At 67.3% G+C, this 17,089-nt stretch carries 15 protein-coding genes and 1 tRNA gene; 13 read left to right on the top strand and 3 right to left on the bottom strand.

Annotated features, from left to right (window positions below):
* Positions 1 to 197: 197 nt before the first annotated feature.
* Positions 198 to 1,247, top strand: a complete 1,050-nt coding sequence (locus DID99_RS10005; protein ID WP_124520562.1) for a LysR family transcriptional regulator — start codon at positions 198 to 200, stop codon at positions 1,245 to 1,247.
* A gap of 136 nt (positions 1,248 to 1,383) precedes the next feature.
* Here DID99_RS10005 and DID99_RS10000 read toward each other — a convergent pair whose 3' ends face one another.
* The 3 genes from DID99_RS10000 to dprA form a co-directional block, all read right to left on the bottom strand.
* Positions 1,384 to 3,981: a DNA topoisomerase III gene (locus DID99_RS10000; RefSeq protein WP_044847346.1), complete on the bottom strand. Its 2,598-nt coding sequence runs from the start codon at positions 3,979 to 3,981 to the stop codon at positions 1,384 to 1,386.
* A 193-nt stretch (positions 3,982 to 4,174) separates the two neighbouring features.
* Positions 4,175 to 4,555, bottom strand: coding sequence for a thioredoxin family protein (locus DID99_RS09995; RefSeq protein WP_124520561.1), 381 nt, complete (start codon positions 4,553 to 4,555; stop codon positions 4,175 to 4,177).
* 36 nt (positions 4,556 to 4,591) lie between these two features.
* Complete coding sequence (dprA, locus tag DID99_RS09990; protein WP_409362694.1) at positions 4,592 to 5,869, bottom strand: DNA-processing protein DprA; 1,278 nt, start codon at positions 5,867 to 5,869, stop codon at positions 4,592 to 4,594.
* 230 nt (positions 5,870 to 6,099) lie between these two features.
* On the opposite strand from dprA, the gene def reads away from it, so the two are divergent.
* The 12 genes from def to queD all read left to right on the top strand — a co-directional run bounded on the left by def (position 6,100) and on the right by queD (position 16,996).
* Positions 6,100 to 6,603: a peptide deformylase gene (def, locus tag DID99_RS09985; protein ID WP_124666569.1), complete on the top strand. Its 504-nt coding sequence runs from the start codon at positions 6,100 to 6,102 to the stop codon at positions 6,601 to 6,603.
* Between the two features lie 34 nt (positions 6,604 to 6,637).
* Entirely contained in the window at positions 6,638 to 7,630 is a 993-nt protein-coding gene (fmt, locus tag DID99_RS09980) for a methionyl-tRNA formyltransferase (protein WP_124486706.1), read from the top strand.
* Between the two features lie 110 nt (positions 7,631 to 7,740).
* Complete coding sequence (locus DID99_RS09975) at positions 7,741 to 8,382, top strand: LysE family translocator (protein ID WP_124520559.1); 642 nt, start codon at positions 7,741 to 7,743, stop codon at positions 8,380 to 8,382.
* A 99-nt stretch (positions 8,383 to 8,481) separates the two neighbouring features.
* Complete coding sequence (htpX, locus tag DID99_RS09970) at positions 8,482 to 9,339, top strand: zinc metalloprotease HtpX (RefSeq protein WP_006485774.1); 858 nt, start codon at positions 8,482 to 8,484, stop codon at positions 9,337 to 9,339.
* Positions 9,340 to 9,514: 175 nt separating this feature from the next.
* A complete protein-coding gene (gene rsmB / locus DID99_RS09965; protein ID WP_124666568.1) occupies positions 9,515 to 10,903 on the top strand; it encodes a 16S rRNA (cytosine(967)-C(5))-methyltransferase RsmB in 1,389 nt (462 codons plus the stop codon).
* Entirely contained in the window at positions 10,900 to 11,490 is a 591-nt protein-coding gene (locus DID99_RS09960; protein WP_124486704.1) for a DUF4390 domain-containing protein, read from the top strand. The genes rsmB and DID99_RS09960 overlap by 4 nt, the downstream gene beginning before the upstream one ends.
* Positions 11,480 to 13,894 carry a sensor histidine kinase EsaS gene (esaS, locus tag DID99_RS09955; RefSeq protein WP_124666567.1) on the top strand — a complete coding sequence of 805 codons (2,415 nt, stop codon included), beginning with the start codon at positions 11,480 to 11,482 and terminating at the stop codon, positions 13,892 to 13,894. Before DID99_RS09960 ends, esaS begins: the two co-directional genes overlap by 11 nt.
* On the top strand, positions 13,895 to 14,596 hold the full coding sequence (gene esaR / locus DID99_RS09950) for a response regulator transcription factor EsaR (protein ID WP_044847354.1): 702 nt from the start codon (positions 13,895 to 13,897) through the stop codon (positions 14,594 to 14,596).
* A 60-nt stretch (positions 14,597 to 14,656) separates the two neighbouring features.
* Positions 14,657 to 14,732, top strand: a tRNA-Phe gene (locus tag DID99_RS09945).
* Positions 14,733 to 15,082: 350 nt separating this feature from the next.
* A complete protein-coding gene (gene queC / locus DID99_RS09940; protein WP_044847355.1) occupies positions 15,083 to 15,817 on the top strand; it encodes a 7-cyano-7-deazaguanine synthase QueC in 735 nt (244 codons plus the stop codon).
* Between the two features lie 75 nt (positions 15,818 to 15,892).
* Positions 15,893 to 16,525 (top strand): 7-carboxy-7-deazaguanine synthase, encoded by a 633-nt coding sequence (gene queE, locus DID99_RS09935; protein WP_124570766.1) that lies wholly within the window; start codon positions 15,893 to 15,895, stop codon positions 16,523 to 16,525.
* Between the two features lie 18 nt (positions 16,526 to 16,543).
* The gene (gene queD, locus DID99_RS09930; protein ID WP_044847357.1) at positions 16,544 to 16,996 is read left to right on the top strand and encodes a 6-carboxytetrahydropterin synthase QueD; all 453 of its coding nucleotides are present in this window, start codon (positions 16,544 to 16,546) and stop codon (positions 16,994 to 16,996) included.
* Positions 16,997 to 17,089: the final 93 nt, after the last annotated feature.

The raw sequence follows: 17,089 nt of genomic DNA, 5'->3' as shown, positions 1-17,089 counted from the left end.
AGCTTACCGGAGGAGGTTCACCCAATTGTTGCTTCAATCAGAATAATTGGATCATCCATTCGCGATGAGTGAGGATTTTTGACTATTTTTATCGTCAAGGCGGCCCTTGTTGAGCAACTCTGCATCATTTCCGCTGTCGTAGGAGAATTATGCATTTGCTTCAACTTTTTGAAGTTGTAACAGCGGCAGGAGTCGTTATGGATCATTTGCAGTCGATGCGCGTGTTCGTCAAGGTTGCGGATCTCGGCAGTTTCGCGCGGGCCGCGAGTGCAATGGATATTTCCAACGCGGTCGCGACGCGTCACGTCGCCGATCTGGAAGGCCGGCTCGGCACGCGCCTGCTGAACCGCACCACGCGCAGCCTTTCGCTGACGGAGTCGGGCCAGGTCTATCTGGAGCGGGCGCGCCAGATTCTCGATGAGCTCGAGGATGTCGAGCAGATGGTCGTCGCGCGCAATCACGAGCCGGTCGGCACGTTGCGCATCGTCGCGCCGGTCGTGTTCGGCCTGCACAACCTTGCGCCCGTCCTGCAGTCGTACACCGAGAATTTCCCGAAAGTGGTGCCGGATCTGACGCTGGTCGACCGCCAGGTCGATCTCGTCGAGGAAGGTTTCGACGTCGGCATCGTCGTGACGCGCCAGATGCGCAGCGCGAGCATCGTCACGCGTCGGCTGACCACGGGCTGCATGACCGTGTGCGCGACGCCGAGCTACCTGGAAAAGCACGGCGTGCCGACCCATCCGGAGCATCTCGCCGAACACCCGGCGCTGAGCCTGCCGACCGAATACTGGGGCGACGAGCGCGTGTTCACCGGGCCGGACGGCGAAGTGCGCGTGCGCCCGACCAACGTGATCGTCGCGAACAATACCGCGATGCTGCGCCAGTTCGCGCTGCTCGGGATGGGCGTCGCGATCCTGCCCAGCTACCTGATCGGCAGCGACATCGCGCGCGGCGCGCTGGTCCGGCTGCTGCCGGATTTCCGGCTGCCGCAGGTCGAGATCAACATCGCGTATCCGAGCCGGCGCCACCTGCCCGCGAAGGTGCGCACGTTCATCGATCACCTCGTCGAATATTTCAGCCACTCGACCGACGCGATGATGGGCGAACAGTGGGCCGCACAGAGCGCGGCGCCTGCGCCGATCGGCGTCGAGATGCGTGCCGAGCCGCCCGGGTCGACCGACCCGAACCTGCAGCCGCGGCTCGCGCGTTCGCCGCGCGCGCGCGTCGCGGTGCCGTCGCCGCTGTAACGGCGCGGCGGCCGCGCACCGGCACGGCCGGCAGCAGGCACCAAGAAAAAACGCGGATCGAGCGATCGATCCGCGTTTTTTTTGTCGCCGCTTCACCGGCGTACTACGGGCCGGAGAAACCCCGGCGCCCGGTGCGTCAGGAGCCCGTCTTGCGCGCCGTCGTCTTGCGGGCGGCGGTCTTGCGCGCCGGTGCCGGTTTCTCGTCGGCGCCTTCCGTCACGGTTTCGGCATCCTTCGTCGCCGATTTTGCCGTCTTCTTCGCGGCCGCGGCCTTCGGTTCCTTCTTCTCGAACTCGAAACCGATTTTGCCGTCCGGCTGCTTCACGAGGAATGCCTTGAAGTTGCGGCCCGTGCGCGACGACTTGAAGTTCGGCAGCAGATCCGTGCGGCCGTCGGCCAGCAGTTTCGCCATCTGCTCGCGCGTGATTTCCTGCTGCAGGATCACCTTGCCCGAACGGAAGTCGCAGGTCTTCGGATTCGCGACCGAGTGCTCGCACACATAGCTCATCCCGTGCTCGAACACGCGGCCCTTGCACTTCGGGCATGCGCCGACCGGTTCCTGCGCGGAGAAGTCGGGCGCTTCGCCTTCCTCGCCGCCCTGGTCCTGGCCGAAGTCGAACTCGAGCTTGTAGTTCTTCGTTTCGTCGTCGAACGAGAGCTTCAGGATCGCCGAGAACGGACGGCCCATCTTGCTGCGGAAGCCGGACAGCGGGCCGATGGTTTTTTCCCGCAGCAGCTCCTCGACTTCCGCGATCTCGAACTGCCGGCTGCCCGGAATCTTCGAGATCGAGAACTCGCACTTCGTGCATGCGAAGCGGCGGTAGTTTTCCTTCACCTGGCCGCCGCAGTTCGGGCACGGCGTCTCGAGCGTCGCGTAATCGCCGGGGATCGTGTCGGAATCGTATTCCTTCGCGCGCTTGACGATCTGCTGCGTCATGCGGGCGATTTCCTGCATGAACGCGTCTCGCCCGAGGTTGCCGCGCTCCATCTGCGACAGCTTGTATTCCCATTCGCCAGTGAGCTCGGGCGCGGTCAGCTCCTTCACGCCGAGCCCGCGCAGCAGCGTCATCAGCTGGAATGCCTTCGCGGTCGGGATCAGCTCGCGGCCTTCGCGCACGAGATACTTCTCGCCGAGCAGGCCTTCGATGATCGCCGCGCGCGTCGCCGGCGTGCCGAGGCCCTTCGCGGCCATCGCCTCGCGCAGCTCGTCGTCCTCGACGAGCTTGCCCGCGCCTTCCATCGCGGACAGCAGTGTCGCTTCCGAGTAGCGTGCGGGCGGCTTCGTGACGAGCGCGACGGCGGCGATCTCGTCCGTCTTCACCTTCTCGTCCTTCTGCACCGGCACGAGGTTCGCGTCCGCGCCTTCGGCGTCGCGGCCGTACACCTGCAGCCAGCCCGGCTCGACGAGCACCTTGCCTTCGGTCTTGAAGTGATGGCCGGCGACTTCGGTGATCCGCGTCGTGACGCGGAACTCGGCCGCCGGGAAGAACACCGCGAGGAAGCGCTTCACGACCATGTCGTACAGCTTCTGCTCCGGCTCGGACAGCGACTTCGGCGCCTGCAGCGTCGGGATGATGGCGAAGTGGTCGCTGATCTTCGAGTTGTCGAAGATCCGCTTGTTCGGCTTCACCCAGCCCTTGTCGAGCACCTGCTTCGCATGCGGCAGGTAGTTGTGGCTCTCCTTGAGCATCTCGAGCGTGGACTGCACCGTCGAAATGTAGTCTTCCGGCAGCGCGCGCGCGTCGGTACGCGGGTACGTGAGTACCTTGTGCTTTTCATACAGCGCCTGCGCGAGGCCGAGCGTGTTCTTCGCGGAGAAGCCGAAGCGGCTGTTCGCTTCGCGCTGCAGGCTCGTCAGGTCGAACAGCAGCGGCGACAGCTGGGTCGACGGCTTCGATTCCTCGGACACCGTGCCGACCTGGTCGCGGCACGCGGCGACGATCGTTTCGGCGGCCGGCAGGCTCCAGAGGCGCGAGTCGCGCTTTTCCGGATCGAATTCGTCGCGCTTGAATTTCGGGTCGAACCACTTGCCTTCGTAGAAGCCGCCCGCGCATGCGAACTCGGCCTTCACTTCCCAGTAGTCGCGCGGGATGAAGCGGCGGATTTTCTCTTCACGTTCGACGACGATCGACAAGGTTGGCGTCTGAACGCGGCCGACGGTCGTCAGGAAGAAGCCGCCGCCCTTGCTGTTGAACGCGGTCATCGCGCGCGTGCCGTTGATCCCGACCAGCCAGTCGGCTTCCGAGCGGCAGCGTGCGGCGTCGGCGAGCGGCTGCATGTCCGAGTCGGTGCGCAGGTGCGCGAAACCGTCGCGAATCGCCTGCGGCGTCATCGACTGCAGCCACAGGCGCTGGACCGGCTGCTTCGCCTTCGCGTGCTGCACGATCAGGCGGAAAATCAGCTCGCCCTCGCGCCCCGCGTCACATGCGTTGATCAGGCGATCGACGTCCTTGCGCTTCATCAGCTTGGTCAGGACTTTCAGGCGCGACTCGCTTTTTGCGATCGGATTCAGGTCGAAATGCGGGGGGATGACGGGCAGATGAGCGAAGCTCCATTTCCCGCGCTTGACCTCGTACTCTTCCGGGGCGGCGATTTCCAGCAGGTGGCCGACCGCGGACGACAGGACGAATTCGTCGCTCTCGAAGTATTCGTCATGCTTGGTAAAGCCGCCCAAAGCGCGCGCGATGTCGTTCGCGACAGAAGGCTTTTCCGCAATGATCAGAGCTTTGGACATGACAGATGTGTGTTGGTAGACCGGGTTCGCCGGCGTGGGTCCCTTTTACGACGGCTTTATAGCACACGCCGCAGCGACGGCGGCTCGGCGTGCAAAAAGCGGCTCATCATAGAGGGGGGGCGCAACGGCGGCAAGCGCGCCCGGCGCGGCGGCACGCGCAACGGCGCGAAAAGCCGCCCGGCCGGTGCGCGGTTCACGCCTCGACGTTCAGGATATTGCGCAATTTCGGTGCGTGCGGCGCGCCGGGCACGGCGCTCAAGTCGGACAGCATCCGTTCGACGATCGTCGCGTGCGGCAGCACCGTGCCGAAGAAGCGCGCGGTGTTCGCGTCCTCGATCAGGATCGTCGGGAAATTCTCGACGTCGAGATCGTCGAGCCGGTCGGCGTGGGTTTCGATGTCGATCCACGCGAAGCAGGCGTCGGGATGGCTATCGGCGAGCTGGTCGAAGGCCGTCCGGTAGTCGCGGCAGGTGCCGCACCACTCGGCGCACAGGCAGGCGACCAGCAGCGTGTCGGGATCGGCGAGGCGCTCGGCGATCCGATCGGCATCGGTGTCGAGATTCAGCGCGGGCATGGAATTCCTTGGGTAGCGTCGGCGGCACGGGCCGCCCTATGCGGGGGACTGTAGCACGCCGGACGCGGGCGGAGTGGGCGCCACGTCAAGCCGCGCGAAGCGTCCGCCGGGCACGCTCGCGACGCGGCCGGCCAGTTCGAGCGCGAGCAGCGCGCGGTGCAGCGCGTCATCCGACAGGCCGCTGTGCTCCGCGAGCCACTCGTAAGTAACGGGGCCGTATCCCAATGCGACGAGCACGGATCGTTCGGCCGGGTCGTCGGGCGGTACGCCTTCGTTTCCGGCCGATGCGGTGGATGGAACGGCGGAAACCGGTTTCCCGACATACTCGCCCGCGCGTCGCCCCAGCGTGCCGGCTGTTTCGCCGTTATCGGGGCGCGTACCCGAATTCGCCGCGGCGTGGGCGGTGTGCGCTGCCGGTTCGTCCAGCCCGTACTCCTCGAGCACGTCGAGCGGTGTCGCGGTGAGCTTCGCGCCGTCGCGGATCAGCGCGTGGCAGCCCTGCGCGAGCGGCGCGTGGATCGAGCCCGGCATCGCGAACACGTCGCGGCCCAACTCGTTCGCGAGGCGTGCGGTGATCAGCGAGCCGGAGCGCGGCGCGGCTTCGACGACGAGCACGCCGAGCGCGAGCGCGGCGATCAGCCGGTTGCGCTGAGGGAAATGCGACGCCCGCGCGGGCGTGCCGAGCGGCCATTCGGACAGGATCGCGCCGCGCGCGGCAATGTCGTGCGCGAGCGTGCGGTGCCGCGCCGGATAGACGAGATCGGCGCCCGTCGCGATCACCGCGACCGTGCCGGCGCGGCCGTCGAGCCCGCCGCGATGCGCGGCGCCGTCGATGCCGAGCGCGAGGCCGGAGACGATCGCGAGCCCCGCGTCGGACAGCGCATGGGCGAAGCGCGTGGCGTCGGCGAGCCCTTGCGGCGTCGCATGGCGGCTGCCGACCACGGCGAGCCCGCGTGCGTGCAGCAGGTCGAGCCTGCCCTTTACATATAGCAGCGGCGGCGGGTCGTGCAGGTCGCGCAGCCGTGGCGGATAGACGGGATCGTTGAGCGTGACGATCGCGTTGCCCGGTGTATCGAGCCATGCCAGTGCGGCGTCGGTGCAGGCGTCGAGGTCGTCCCGCTCGCTGGCGCGCACCGCCCGCGCGGCGGCGGCGCTGCTCGCCGCGCCGATGGCCCGGTCGGACGCGGCGAGCAGCGCCGCCGGCGAGCCGAATGCGTCGAGCAATGCATGCAGCACGGCGGGTGAGATGCCCGGCGCATGCGCGAGCTGCAGCCACGCGCGCAATGCGGAAGTCGTCAGCGCTTGCGGCGACATGAGGTTCCCCTCGAACGCGGCGGCCAGCGGAGCGCGTGGCGCCATGATAAAATTTTCATCATCCGAAATACTCGACAGGGCCGCGCGCACGAGCGCCCGGCCAATTGCAGGAGGCATGACCCGCGGCGTTGATATGCCGCGCGTCTGCCTCATCTTCATTGCATCCCGGCGGCGGCGCCAGCCGGCCGGATGGCCGATGCGGCACGCCGCTCCACCGAATACCGAACACCATGGCTTTGCTGAACATTCTTCATTACCCCGACAAGCGACTGCACAAGGTCGCGAAGCCCGTCGACAAGGTCGACGACCGGATCCGCAAGCTCGTCGCCGACATGGCCGAAACCATGTACGCCGCGCCGGGCATCGGCCTCGCGGCGACGCAGGTCGACGTGCACGAGCGCGTGATCGTGATCGACGTCTCCGAGGAGAAGAACGAGCTGCGCGCGTTCATCAACCCCGAGATCATCTGGTCGAGCGACGTGAAACAGGTCTACGAGGAGGGCTGCCTGTCGGTGCCCGGGATCTACGACGAAGTCGAGCGTCCCAACCACGTCCGTGTACGTGCGCTCAACGAGCACGGCGAGACTTTCGAGCTCGACTGCGAGGGCCTCCTGGCCGTGTGCGTGCAGCACGAGATGGATCACCTGATGGGGCGCGTGTTCGTCGAATATCTGTCGCCGCTGAAGCAGACCCGCATCAAGACGAAGATGAAGAAACTCGAACGCGCGATGTGACGCGCGTGTGCCCAGCCCGATCCCGAACGCTGTCATGACCCATACGTTGCGCGTGATTTTTGCCGGCACGCCGGAATTCGCCGCGGCCGCACTCGCCGCGATCCACGAGGCCGGTTTTCCGGTGCCGCTCGTGCTCACCCAGCCCGATCGCCCGGCCGGGCGCGGGATGAAACTGCAGGCAAGCGCCGTGAAGCGCTATGCCGTCGAGCACGGGATGCCCGTCGCGCAGCCGCCGTCGCTGCGCCGCGCGGGCAAGTACCCGGCGGAGGCGGCCGATGCGATCGAACTGCTGCGCGCGACCCCGCACGATGTGATGGTGGTCGCCGCATACGGCCTGCTGCTGCCGCAGGAAGTGCTCGACATTCCGCGTGCCGGCTGCATCAACATCCACGCGTCGCTGCTGCCGCGCTGGCGCGGCGCCGCGCCGATCCACCGAGCGATCGAGGCCGGTGACGCCGAGACGGGCGTCACGCTGATGCAGATGGACGTCGGCCTCGACACCGGCGCGATGATCGAGGAAGCGCGCGTCGCGATCGCGTCCGACGACACGACCGCCACGCTGCACGACCGGCTCGCCGCCGACGGCGCGCGGCTGATCGTCGATGCGCTGGTGCGGCTCGAGCGCGACGGCACGCTGCCCGCCACGCCGCAGCCGGCCGACGGCGTGACCTATGCGGAAAAGATCGGCAAGCACGAAGCGGCGCTCGACTGGCGCAAGCCGGCCGACGTGCTCGCGCGCCAGGTGCGCGCGTTCGACCCGTTCCCGGGCGGCGTCGCCACGCTCGACGGCGCGGCAATCAAGCTGTGGGCGGCCGAGCCGGTGGCGGCGCGCGGCACGACTGTCGACATGGCGCCCGGCACGATCGTCGAGGCTGCGCCGGAGGGCGTGGTCGTCGCCTGCGGCAGCGGCGCGCTGCGCGTCACGCAACTGCAGAAACCGGGCGGCAAGCGGCTGCCCGCGCGCGAATTCCTGGCCGGCTCGCCGCTCGCCGTGGGCCAGCGCTTCGCGTTGCCTGACGCGGCCTGAGCGTCATTCGACACGGCATCGCGTCCGCGCGCAATCGGCCGGATGGCCGAGTCGCGCAGCGCGGCGGGCGCGCGTAGAATTTCCCTGCGCATTCCGGTTTCGAGGTTCTCATGCTTGGCATCACCCATTTCGGCTTCTTCGTGCTCGCGGTCTTCCTGCTGAACGTCACGCCCGGCCCCGATACGGCGTACATCGTCGGCCGCAGCGTCGCGCAGGGCCGTGGCGCGGGGCTGATGTCGGCGCTCGGCATCTCGGCCGGCTGCTGCGTGCACACGCTTGCGTGTGCATTCGGCCTGACCGCGCTGCTCGCGGCGTCGGCGGCCGCGTTCACGGCGATCAAGCTGGTCGGTGCCGCTTACCTGATCTACCTCGGCGTGCGCATGATCATCACGAAGCAGGCCGCCGCGCCGGCAGGCGCCGAGGCGGCGCAGGCCACGGCCGCGAAGCCGCTGCGCCAGTTGTTCATGCAGGGTTTCTGGACCAACGTGCTGAATCCGAAGGTCGTGCTGTTCTTCGTGTCCTTCTTCCCGCAGTTCGTGTCGGCCGACAGCCCGCACAAGGCGCTGGCGTTCCTGGCCCTCGGGTCGGTGTTCCTCGTGATGAGTACCGTCTGGAGCTGCATCGTCGCGTGGGTCGCGGGTAGCGTCACGCAGCGCTTTTCCGGCAAGCCGGGCGTCAGGAAATGGCTTGATCGCACGGTGGGCAGCGCCTTCGTCGGCCTCGGGCTGCGGCTCGCGGCGACGCAACGCTGAAATTGAATTTTTCCGGCAAGACCTTATCTAACAAATCGCTTACAATTTTCCGCCGCGCACTATGATGTCGGCGGGTCCCCTGACGGATAAGGAGTGGGTATGTTCAATTGGGTCAAAACGGCGATGCTGATGGCCGCGATCACGGCCCTGTTCATCGTGATCGGCGGCATGATCGGTGGCTCGCGCGGCATGACGATCGCGCTGCTGTTCGCGCTCGGCATGAATTTCTTCTCATACTGGTTCTCCGACAAGATGGTGCTGCGCATGTACAACGCGCAGGAAGTCGACGAGAACACGGCGCCTCAGTTCTACCGGATGGTGCGCGAGCTCGCCACGCGCGCGAACCTGCCGATGCCGCGCGTCTATCTGATCAACGAGGACGCGCCGAACGCGTTCGCCACGGGCCGCAACCCCGAGCACGCGGCAGTCGCCGCGACGACGGGCATCCTGCGCGTGCTGTCCGAGCGCGAGATGCGCGGGGTGATGGCGCACGAGCTCGCGCACGTGAAGCACCGCGACATCCTGATCTCGACGATCACCGCGACGATGGCGGGCGCGATTTCGGCGCTGGCCAACTTCGCGATGTTCTTCGGCGGCCGCGACGAAAACGGCCGTCCGGCCAACCCGATCGCGGGGATTGCGGTCGCGCTGCTCGCGCCGATCGCCGGTGCGCTGATCCAGATGGCGATCTCGCGGGCGCGCGAGTTCGAGGCCGACCGCGGCGGCGCGCAGATCTCCGGCGATCCGCAGTCGCTCGCCACCGCGCTCGACAAGATCCATCGCTATGCGGCCGGCATCCCGTTCCAGGCGGCCGAAGCGCATCCGGCCACCGCGCAGATGATGATCATGAACCCGCTGCACGGCGGCGGCCTGCAGAACCTGTTCTCCACGCACCCGGCGACCGAGGAGCGCATCGCGCGCCTGATGGAGATGGCCCGTACCGGCCGCTTCGACTAAGTCGCGCAGCGCTCGACACATCGCCCCGCATGCCCCGCGCTGCGGGGTGTTTCATTTGTGCGCCCCGTAAAGGGGCCGCATGACCTCACGCTACAATGCGCGGTTTGGAATCGCGGCGGCCATGCGGCCGCAGGGTTCCCGCCGCTCGCGGCACCCGTTTGCCGATTTTGCTCCGATGACACGAACCCGTTCCTCCGCCCCGTCTTCCTCCGGCCGCCCGGCGCGCCCGTCCGCGCTGCATCTCGCGCCCGATTCGCTGGGCTTCGCGCTCGACGCGGCCGCGCAGGCAGTCGATGCGGTGCGGCGCGGCACCGCGCTGCCGGCGGCACTGGCCGCGGTGTTCGCGCAGATGCCGGCCGGCACGCAGGCGCTTGCGCGTGGCGCGACGCAGGACGTTGCATACCGGACGATGCGTCGTCTCGGGAGCGCCGATTGGCTGATCGGCCGGCTCGTCAGCAAAGCGCCGCCCGCGCATGTGCATGCGGTGCTCGCCGGCGCATTCGCGCTGCTGCTCGATCCGGAGGAAACGGCTGCATATCCGGCGTTCACGATCGTCGACCAGGCCGTGACTGTAATCGGCGCGCGACGCGAATACGCGTTCGCGAAGGGGCTGGTCAACGCGGTGCTGCGGCGTTTCCTGCGCGAGCGCGACGTGCTCGTCGCGGCGCTGCAGGACGATCCGGTCGCGCGCTGGAATTACCGCACCTGGTGGGTCGACGCGGTGAAGCGCGCATGGCCCGACGCATGGCAGGCGATCCTCGCGGCCGGCGAGCGCCAGGGGCCGCTGACGCTGCGTGTGAACGCGCGCCGCGCGAGCGTCGACGCGTATCTCGACACGCTGCGTGCGAGCGGGATCGACGCGACCGCGATCGGCCGTCACGCGGTGCGGCTCGCGTCGGCGCTGCCAGTCGATCGCATTCCGGGCTTCGCCGATGGCGTCGTGTCGGTGCAGGACGCCGGCGCGCAGCTCGCGGCCGAATGGCTCGGTGCGCGCGACGGCATGCGCGTGCTCGACGCGTGCGCGGCACCGGGCGGCAAGACCGGGCATATCCTCGAACTGGCCGACGCGGAAGTCGTTGCGCTCGAAAGCGACGCGACCCGCGCGGCGCGCATCGGCGAGAACCTCGCGCGCCTGTCGCTCGCGGCGGACGTGCGCGTCGGCGACGCGGGCGCACCGAACGCGTGGTACGACGGCCGTCCGTTCGATCGCATCCTGGCCGACGTGCCGTGCTCGGCGTCCGGCATCGTGCGCCGTCATCCCGACATCCGCTGGCTGCGCCGCGAAGCCGACATCGCCGCGCTCGTCGCGGAACAGCGCCGCATCCTGAGCGCGTTGTGGCCGCTGGTGAAACCGGGCGGCGAACTGCTCTACGTGACCTGTTCGATCTTCCCCGAGGAAGGTGAATTGCAGGCGCGCTGGTTTGAAGCGGCCTGTGAAGATGCGGTACGATTGGACGCGCCCGGCCAACTGCTGCCGGGCGGCGTGCACGGCGGGGCGGCCGGCGCACGCGACCAGAACACCGATCACGACGGATTTTTCTACGCGCGGTTTCAGAAACGGTGACGATCAAACACCTTTTTCCACTTCGGCTTGCGGCCGTCCTGCTGGTCGCGTTGACGCTGTGCATGACGGTCGTTCGGCCGGCGCGCGCCGAGTCGATCGCCGTGCAGCGTGCATCGCTGCAGGCTGACGGAAGCGGCTGGAGCCTCGATGCCCGCTTCGATTTCGAGCTGAATCCGAACCTCGAGGATGCCGTCAACAAGGGCATCCCGCTTTACTTCACGACCGATTTCGAACTGGGCCGCGCGCGCTGGTACTGGTTCGACGAGCAGCCGGTGTCGGTGTCGCAGACGATCCGGCTGTCGTTCCAGCCGCTCACGCGCGAGTACCGCGTGTCGACCGGCGGCCTGCAACTCGGCTTCCCGTCGCTGAAGGACGCGCTCGCGGTCGTCCGGCACATCACGTCGTGGCACGTGATCGACCGCAACCAGGTGCGTGCCGGCGAAACCTACACGGCCTCGGTGCGGATGCAGCTCGATACGGCGCTGATGCCGAAGCCGTTCCAGGTCGACGCGGTGAACAACCGCGACTGGACGCTCGGGTCGGACTGGAAGCGCTTTACCTTCACGGTGACCGAACGTGCTAAATAAAGTGCGCCGCGCGGCCAGCGGGAAGAGCCTCCTCGTTCGCGTGATCGTCTCGACCGTCGCGATCACCGCATTGCTGCTGCTCGTGCTGCTCGCGGCCGCGAGCGCGAACACCGAATTCTTCGACCGCTACTACTCGTGGCTGTACGCGACGAACATCGTCGTCGCGCTCGTGTTCCTGCTCGTGGTGCTCGGGCTGATCGGGATGATCGTCGTGCGCCTGAGGAAGGGCAAGTTCGGCACGCGGCTGCTCGCGAAGCTCGCGGTGTTCTTCGCGCTCGTCGGCGTGGTGCCGGGCGGGATCATCTACATCGTGTCGTACCAGTTCGTGTCGCGCAGTATCGAGTCGTGGTTCGACGTGAACGTCGAGACCGCGCTGACGGCCGGCCTGAACCTCGGCCGCGGGATGCTCGACGCGTCGCTGTCCGACCTGCAGACGAAGGCGCGGCTGATGTCCGACCAGCTCGCGAGCGTCGATGCGAACACGAACGGCACGACGCTCACGCTCTTGCGCCTGCGCGACCAGTTCGGCGTGCAGGATGCGACGATCGTCGAGCCGAGTCGCGGCGGCTCCGGCGCGGCGCCCGACCTGCACATCGTCGCGCAGGCATCGGGCAATTTCGCCGCGCTGATTCCGGACGACCTGCCGACGCCGCTGATGCTGAGCCAGGCGCGCGAACACGGCGCGTATGCGGCGATCGAGGGCGAGGTCGACGGCGACCCGCGCGCGCATGGCGCGAAGGGCGCATTGCGGCTGCGTGTCGTGCGGCCGATTCCCGACGCGACGACGTCGCTGCTGCAGCCGGCGGAGCGGTTCCTGCAGCTCACGCAGCCGGTGCCGCCCACGCTCGCGCACAATGCGGACGCAGTGCAGCGCGCGTATCGCGAGTACCAGGAAAAATCGCTCGGCCGCACGGGCTTGCGCAAGATGTACATCGGCACGCTGACGCTCGCGCTGTTCCTCGCGACCTTCATCGCGATGATGCTCGCGCTCGCGCTCGGCCAGCAGCTCGCGCGGCCGCTGTTCCTGCTCGCGCAGGGCACGAAGGAGATCACGGAAGGCGACTACACGCCGAAGCGCGAGATCAAGTCGCGCGACGAGCTCGGCTTCCTCACGCAGTCGTTCAATGCGATGACGCGCCAGCTGTCCGAGGCGCGGCTCGCGGTCGAGAAGAACCGGGTCGCGCTCGAGCATTCGAAGACCTATCTCGAGAGCATCCTCGCGAACCTGACCGCCGGCGTGTTCGTGCTCGATCGCCAGTTCCGGCTGACGACGGCCAACCGCGGCGCCGAGCGAATTTTCCGGCAACCGTTCGGCGCGATGATCGGCACGGCGCTCGACCGGATCGGCGTCATCGCGGAATTCGGCGCGATGGTGCGCAAGGCGTTCGCCGATCGCGAAGCGGCGTCCGACGACGGCGGCGGCGACCGCGGCCACTGGCAGCAGCAGTTCGCGATCGAAGTGCCGGGCGAAGCCGATCCGCTGACCTTGCTCGTACGCGGCACGCGCCTCGTATCGACCGTCGAGGGCGAGGCCGACGATCCGCAAACGTCCGGCTACGTCGTCGTGTTCGACGACATCTCCGACGTGATTTCCGCGCAGCGTTCGGTCGCATGGGGCGAGGTCGCGCGGCGGCTCGCGCACGAGATCAAGAACCCGCTGACGCCGATCCAGCTGTCGGCCGAGCGCCTGCAGATGAAGCTGTCCGACAAGCTCGCGCCGCCCGATGCCGACGTGCTCAAGCGCGGCGCGACGATGATCGTCAACCAGGTGGCCGCGATGAAGCGGATGGTCGACGACTTCCGCGAATATGCGCGCACGCCGCCGGCGGTGCTCGCCAACCTGCAGCTGAACGAACTGGCGAGCGAGGTGCTCGGGCTGTATGGTGTCGGCGAAGGCAAGAGCGCGATCGTCGCCGAACTCGCGCCGTCGCTGCCGGTGATCCGCGGCGACGCGACGCAACTGCGCCAGGTGATTCACAACCTGCTGCAGAACGCGCAGGATTCGGTCGCGGAAGTCGCGCATCCGCGTGTGTTGATCGAAACCAAGACAGTAGAATATGGCGACCCCGACGCCGAGGGCAAAACGCGCGTCGCGGTACGTCTTACCGTGTCCGACAACGGGCCCGGTTTTCCGGCACGCATCCTGACCCGTGCGTTCGAGCCTTACGTGACGACGAAGGCGAAGGGCACGGGGCTCGGATTGGCCACGGTCAAGAAAATCGTCGATGAGCACGGCGCGCGGATCGATCTGCGCAATCGCATGCACGGCGAGACCGTCGAGGGTGCGCAGGTGTCGATCCTGTTCCTGCAGATGGCGAGCGATACGCCAGGCGTCGAATCCGGCGCGCAGGGCGGGGCGGCTCCCGCCAAGACAAAAGCAAGTGTGCAGACAAAGGCAGCGTAAATGGCAACCATCCTGGTGGTAGATGATGAAATGGGCATCCGGGAATTGCTCTCGGAGATCCTCAGCGATGAAGGACATGTCGTCGAGGCGGCGGAAAACGCGCAGGCCGCGCGGGAATACCGTCTGAATCAGGCGCCCGATCTCGTGCTGCTCGATATCTGGATGCCCGATACCGACGGCGTCACGCTGCTCAAGGAATGGGCGGCGCAGGGCCTGTTGACGATGCCCGTGATCATGATGTCCGGGCACGCGACGATCGATACCGCCGTCGAGGCGACGAAGATCGGCGCACTCGATTTCCTCGAGAAGCCGATCGCGCTGCAGAAGCTGCTGAAGTCCGTCGAGCACGGTCTCGCGCGCGGCGCGGCACCGGTGTCTGCCAATGCGGCGGCGAAGGCGGGCGGCGGCCAGGCATCGGGCCCGGCGGCGGTCGCGTCCGCGGCCGCGCTGCCGACGCTCGGCGACGACATGGCCGCGGCGCTCGGCCTCGCGGGCCAGACGGCCGCGATTCCGTTCGACATCCCGTTGCGCGAAGCGCGCGACGCGTTCGAGCGCGCGTACTTCGAATATCACCTCGCGCGCGAGAACGGCAGCATGACGCGCGTCGCGGAGAAGACGGGCCTCGAGCGCACGCACCTGTATCGCAAGCTCAAGCAGCTCGGCGTCGAGCTCGGCAAGAAGCCGTCGGAAGGGGCCGTATAAGAAATTTCACGAAACCCCTTGTGCGACTCAATAAAGCTCGATATACTTTGTTTCTTCGTTGGCCCGGTAGCTCAGTTGGTAGAGCAGCGGATTGAAAATCCGCGTGTCGATGGTTCGATTCCGTCCCAGGCCACCAGCAGTTCCAACCCCAAGAATCGGAAGGTTCTTGGGGTTTTTCGTTTGTGGTGGGTTCGCGCGGCATTGGCGGTGCGCCCGGCAGCATTCGCCGGGGCGTGATAAAATCCGTGCCCGCTCAATGACTTAGCGCATCGCTTCATGCGCACGGCAAGGCTGCCCGCAGGCGCTGCCGTGATGTGCGGCAACGAAGCCGCGCGATGGGCGGTATAAGCGCTCCGCCGCGTTCGCGGCCGACCGCGCTGCCTATACTGGTCGAGCCGGCGCAGGCCGGCACGCGTCGGGCCGCCCGGCGGCAGCCGGCCCCGGGGCGCAGCGCGACGCGAGCCTACACATTCACGGAGTATCACGGTGATTCGGACAGACGCTAAAGACGGCGCGCTCGTGTTGTTTTCCGGCGGGCAGGACTCGGCCACGTGCGTGGCCTGGGCCCTCGAACGCTACCAGACGGTCGAGACGCTCGGCTTCGATTACGGCCAGCGCCACCGCGTCGAACTCGAATGTCGCGAAGGCGTGCGCGACGCGCTGAAGCGTCAGTTTCCCGCCTGGGCCGACCGCCTCGGCGACGATCACATGGTCGACCTGTCGGTGCTCGGCGCGATCAGCGATACCGCGATGACCCGCACGATCGAGATCGAGACCGCGGCGAACGGCTTGCCGAACACGTTCGTGCCGGGCCGCAACCTGCTGTTCATGACGATCGCGGCCGCGATCGCCTATCGCCGCGGCTTGCGCGTGCTGGTCGGCGGGATGTGCGAGACCGATTTCTCGGGCTACCCGGACTGCCGCGACGATACGATGAAGGCGCTGCAGGTCGCGCTGAACCTCGGCATGGACACGCGCATGGTGCTCGAGACGCCACTGATGTGGCTCGACAAGGCGCAGACCTGGCAACTCGCCGAGCAGCTCGGCGGCGAGGCGCTCGTCGAGCTGATCCGCGTCGAGACGCACACGTGCTACGTGGGCGAGCGCGCGGAACTGCACGACTGGGGCTTCGGCTGCGGCGAATGCCCGGCCTGCAAGCTGCGCAAGCGCGGCTACGAGGCCTACCTGAAGGGCGAGCGCGTGACCGAAGCACCGCTGTGACGCGGGTGCGCCGGCAGCGCTGGATGGATAACGGATTCTGATCGACAACGAGCGGCGCGAGCCGGACGAAGCACGATGACTTACGCGGTCAAGGAAATTTTCTACACGTTGCAGGGCGAGGGCGCGAACGCGGGCCGTCCGGCCGTGTTCTGCCGGTTCGCCGGCTGCAATCTGTGGTCGGGCCGCGAAGAGGATCGGGCGGACGCCGTGTGCCGCTTCTGCGATACCGACTTCGTCGGCACCGACGGCGAGAACGGCGGCAAGTTCAAGGACGCCGACGCGCTCGTCGCGACGATCGCCGGCCTGTGGCCGAACGGCGAGGCGCACCGCTTCGTCGTCTGCACGGGCGGCGAGCCGATGCTGCAGCTCGACCAGCCGCTCGTCGACGCGCTGCACGCGGCGGGCTTCGAGATCGCGATCGAGACCAACGGCTCGCTGCCGGTGCTCGAGACGATCGACTGGATCTGCGTGAGCCCGAAGGCCGACGCGCCGCTCGTCGTCACGAAGGGCAACGAACTGAAGGTCGTGATCCCGCAGGACAACCAGCGGCTGGCCGATTACGCGAAGCTCGATTTCGAGTATTTTCTCGTGCAGCCGATGGACGGCCCGTCGCGCGATCTCAATACGAAGCTCGCGATCGACTGGTGCAAGCGGCATCCGCAGTGGCGGCTGTCGATGCAGACCCACAAATATCTGAACATTCCCTGAGCCACGGCTTTTGACATCGTGCTGATTACCCGAAAACTCGAATTCGACGCGGGCCACCGCATTCCCGATCACCGCAGCCAGTGCCGCAACCTGCACGGCCATCGCTACGTGCTCGAAGTCACGCTGCGCGGCGATCTCGTCGATACCGAGGGGGCGCCCGACCGCGGCATGGTGATGGACTTCGCCGACGTGAAGGCGCTCGCGGTCGAGCACCTCGTGAACAAGTGGGATCACGCGTTCCTGGTCTATGCGCGCGACGAAGTCGTGCGCTCGTTCCTCGAGCAGATGGCCGACCACAAGACCGTCGTGCTCGACCGGATCCCGACCGTCGAGAACCTCGCGGCGATCGCGTTCGACATCCTCGCGAACGTGTACGACGCGCACTACGGTGTGAACCTGCGCCTGGAGCGCGTGCGCCTGTACGAAACGCCGAACTGCTGGGCCGACGTCGAGCGCCAGCCCGGCCGCTGATCCTGCCTTCCCGGCAGCCCCGCCAGCCGGCGCGGGCTGCCTGCCGCCGCGCCGCGCGGCCTCGCCCGGCGCCGTTCCCCGCCTGTTCCCACA

The organism is Burkholderia sp. Bp8986, from assembly GCF_003854225.1.
Classification (GTDB): domain Bacteria; phylum Pseudomonadota; class Gammaproteobacteria; order Burkholderiales; family Burkholderiaceae; genus Burkholderia.
The sequence above is the reverse complement of the archived record's forward strand: the minus strand, read 5'-3'. Positions and strand labels throughout refer to the sequence as shown.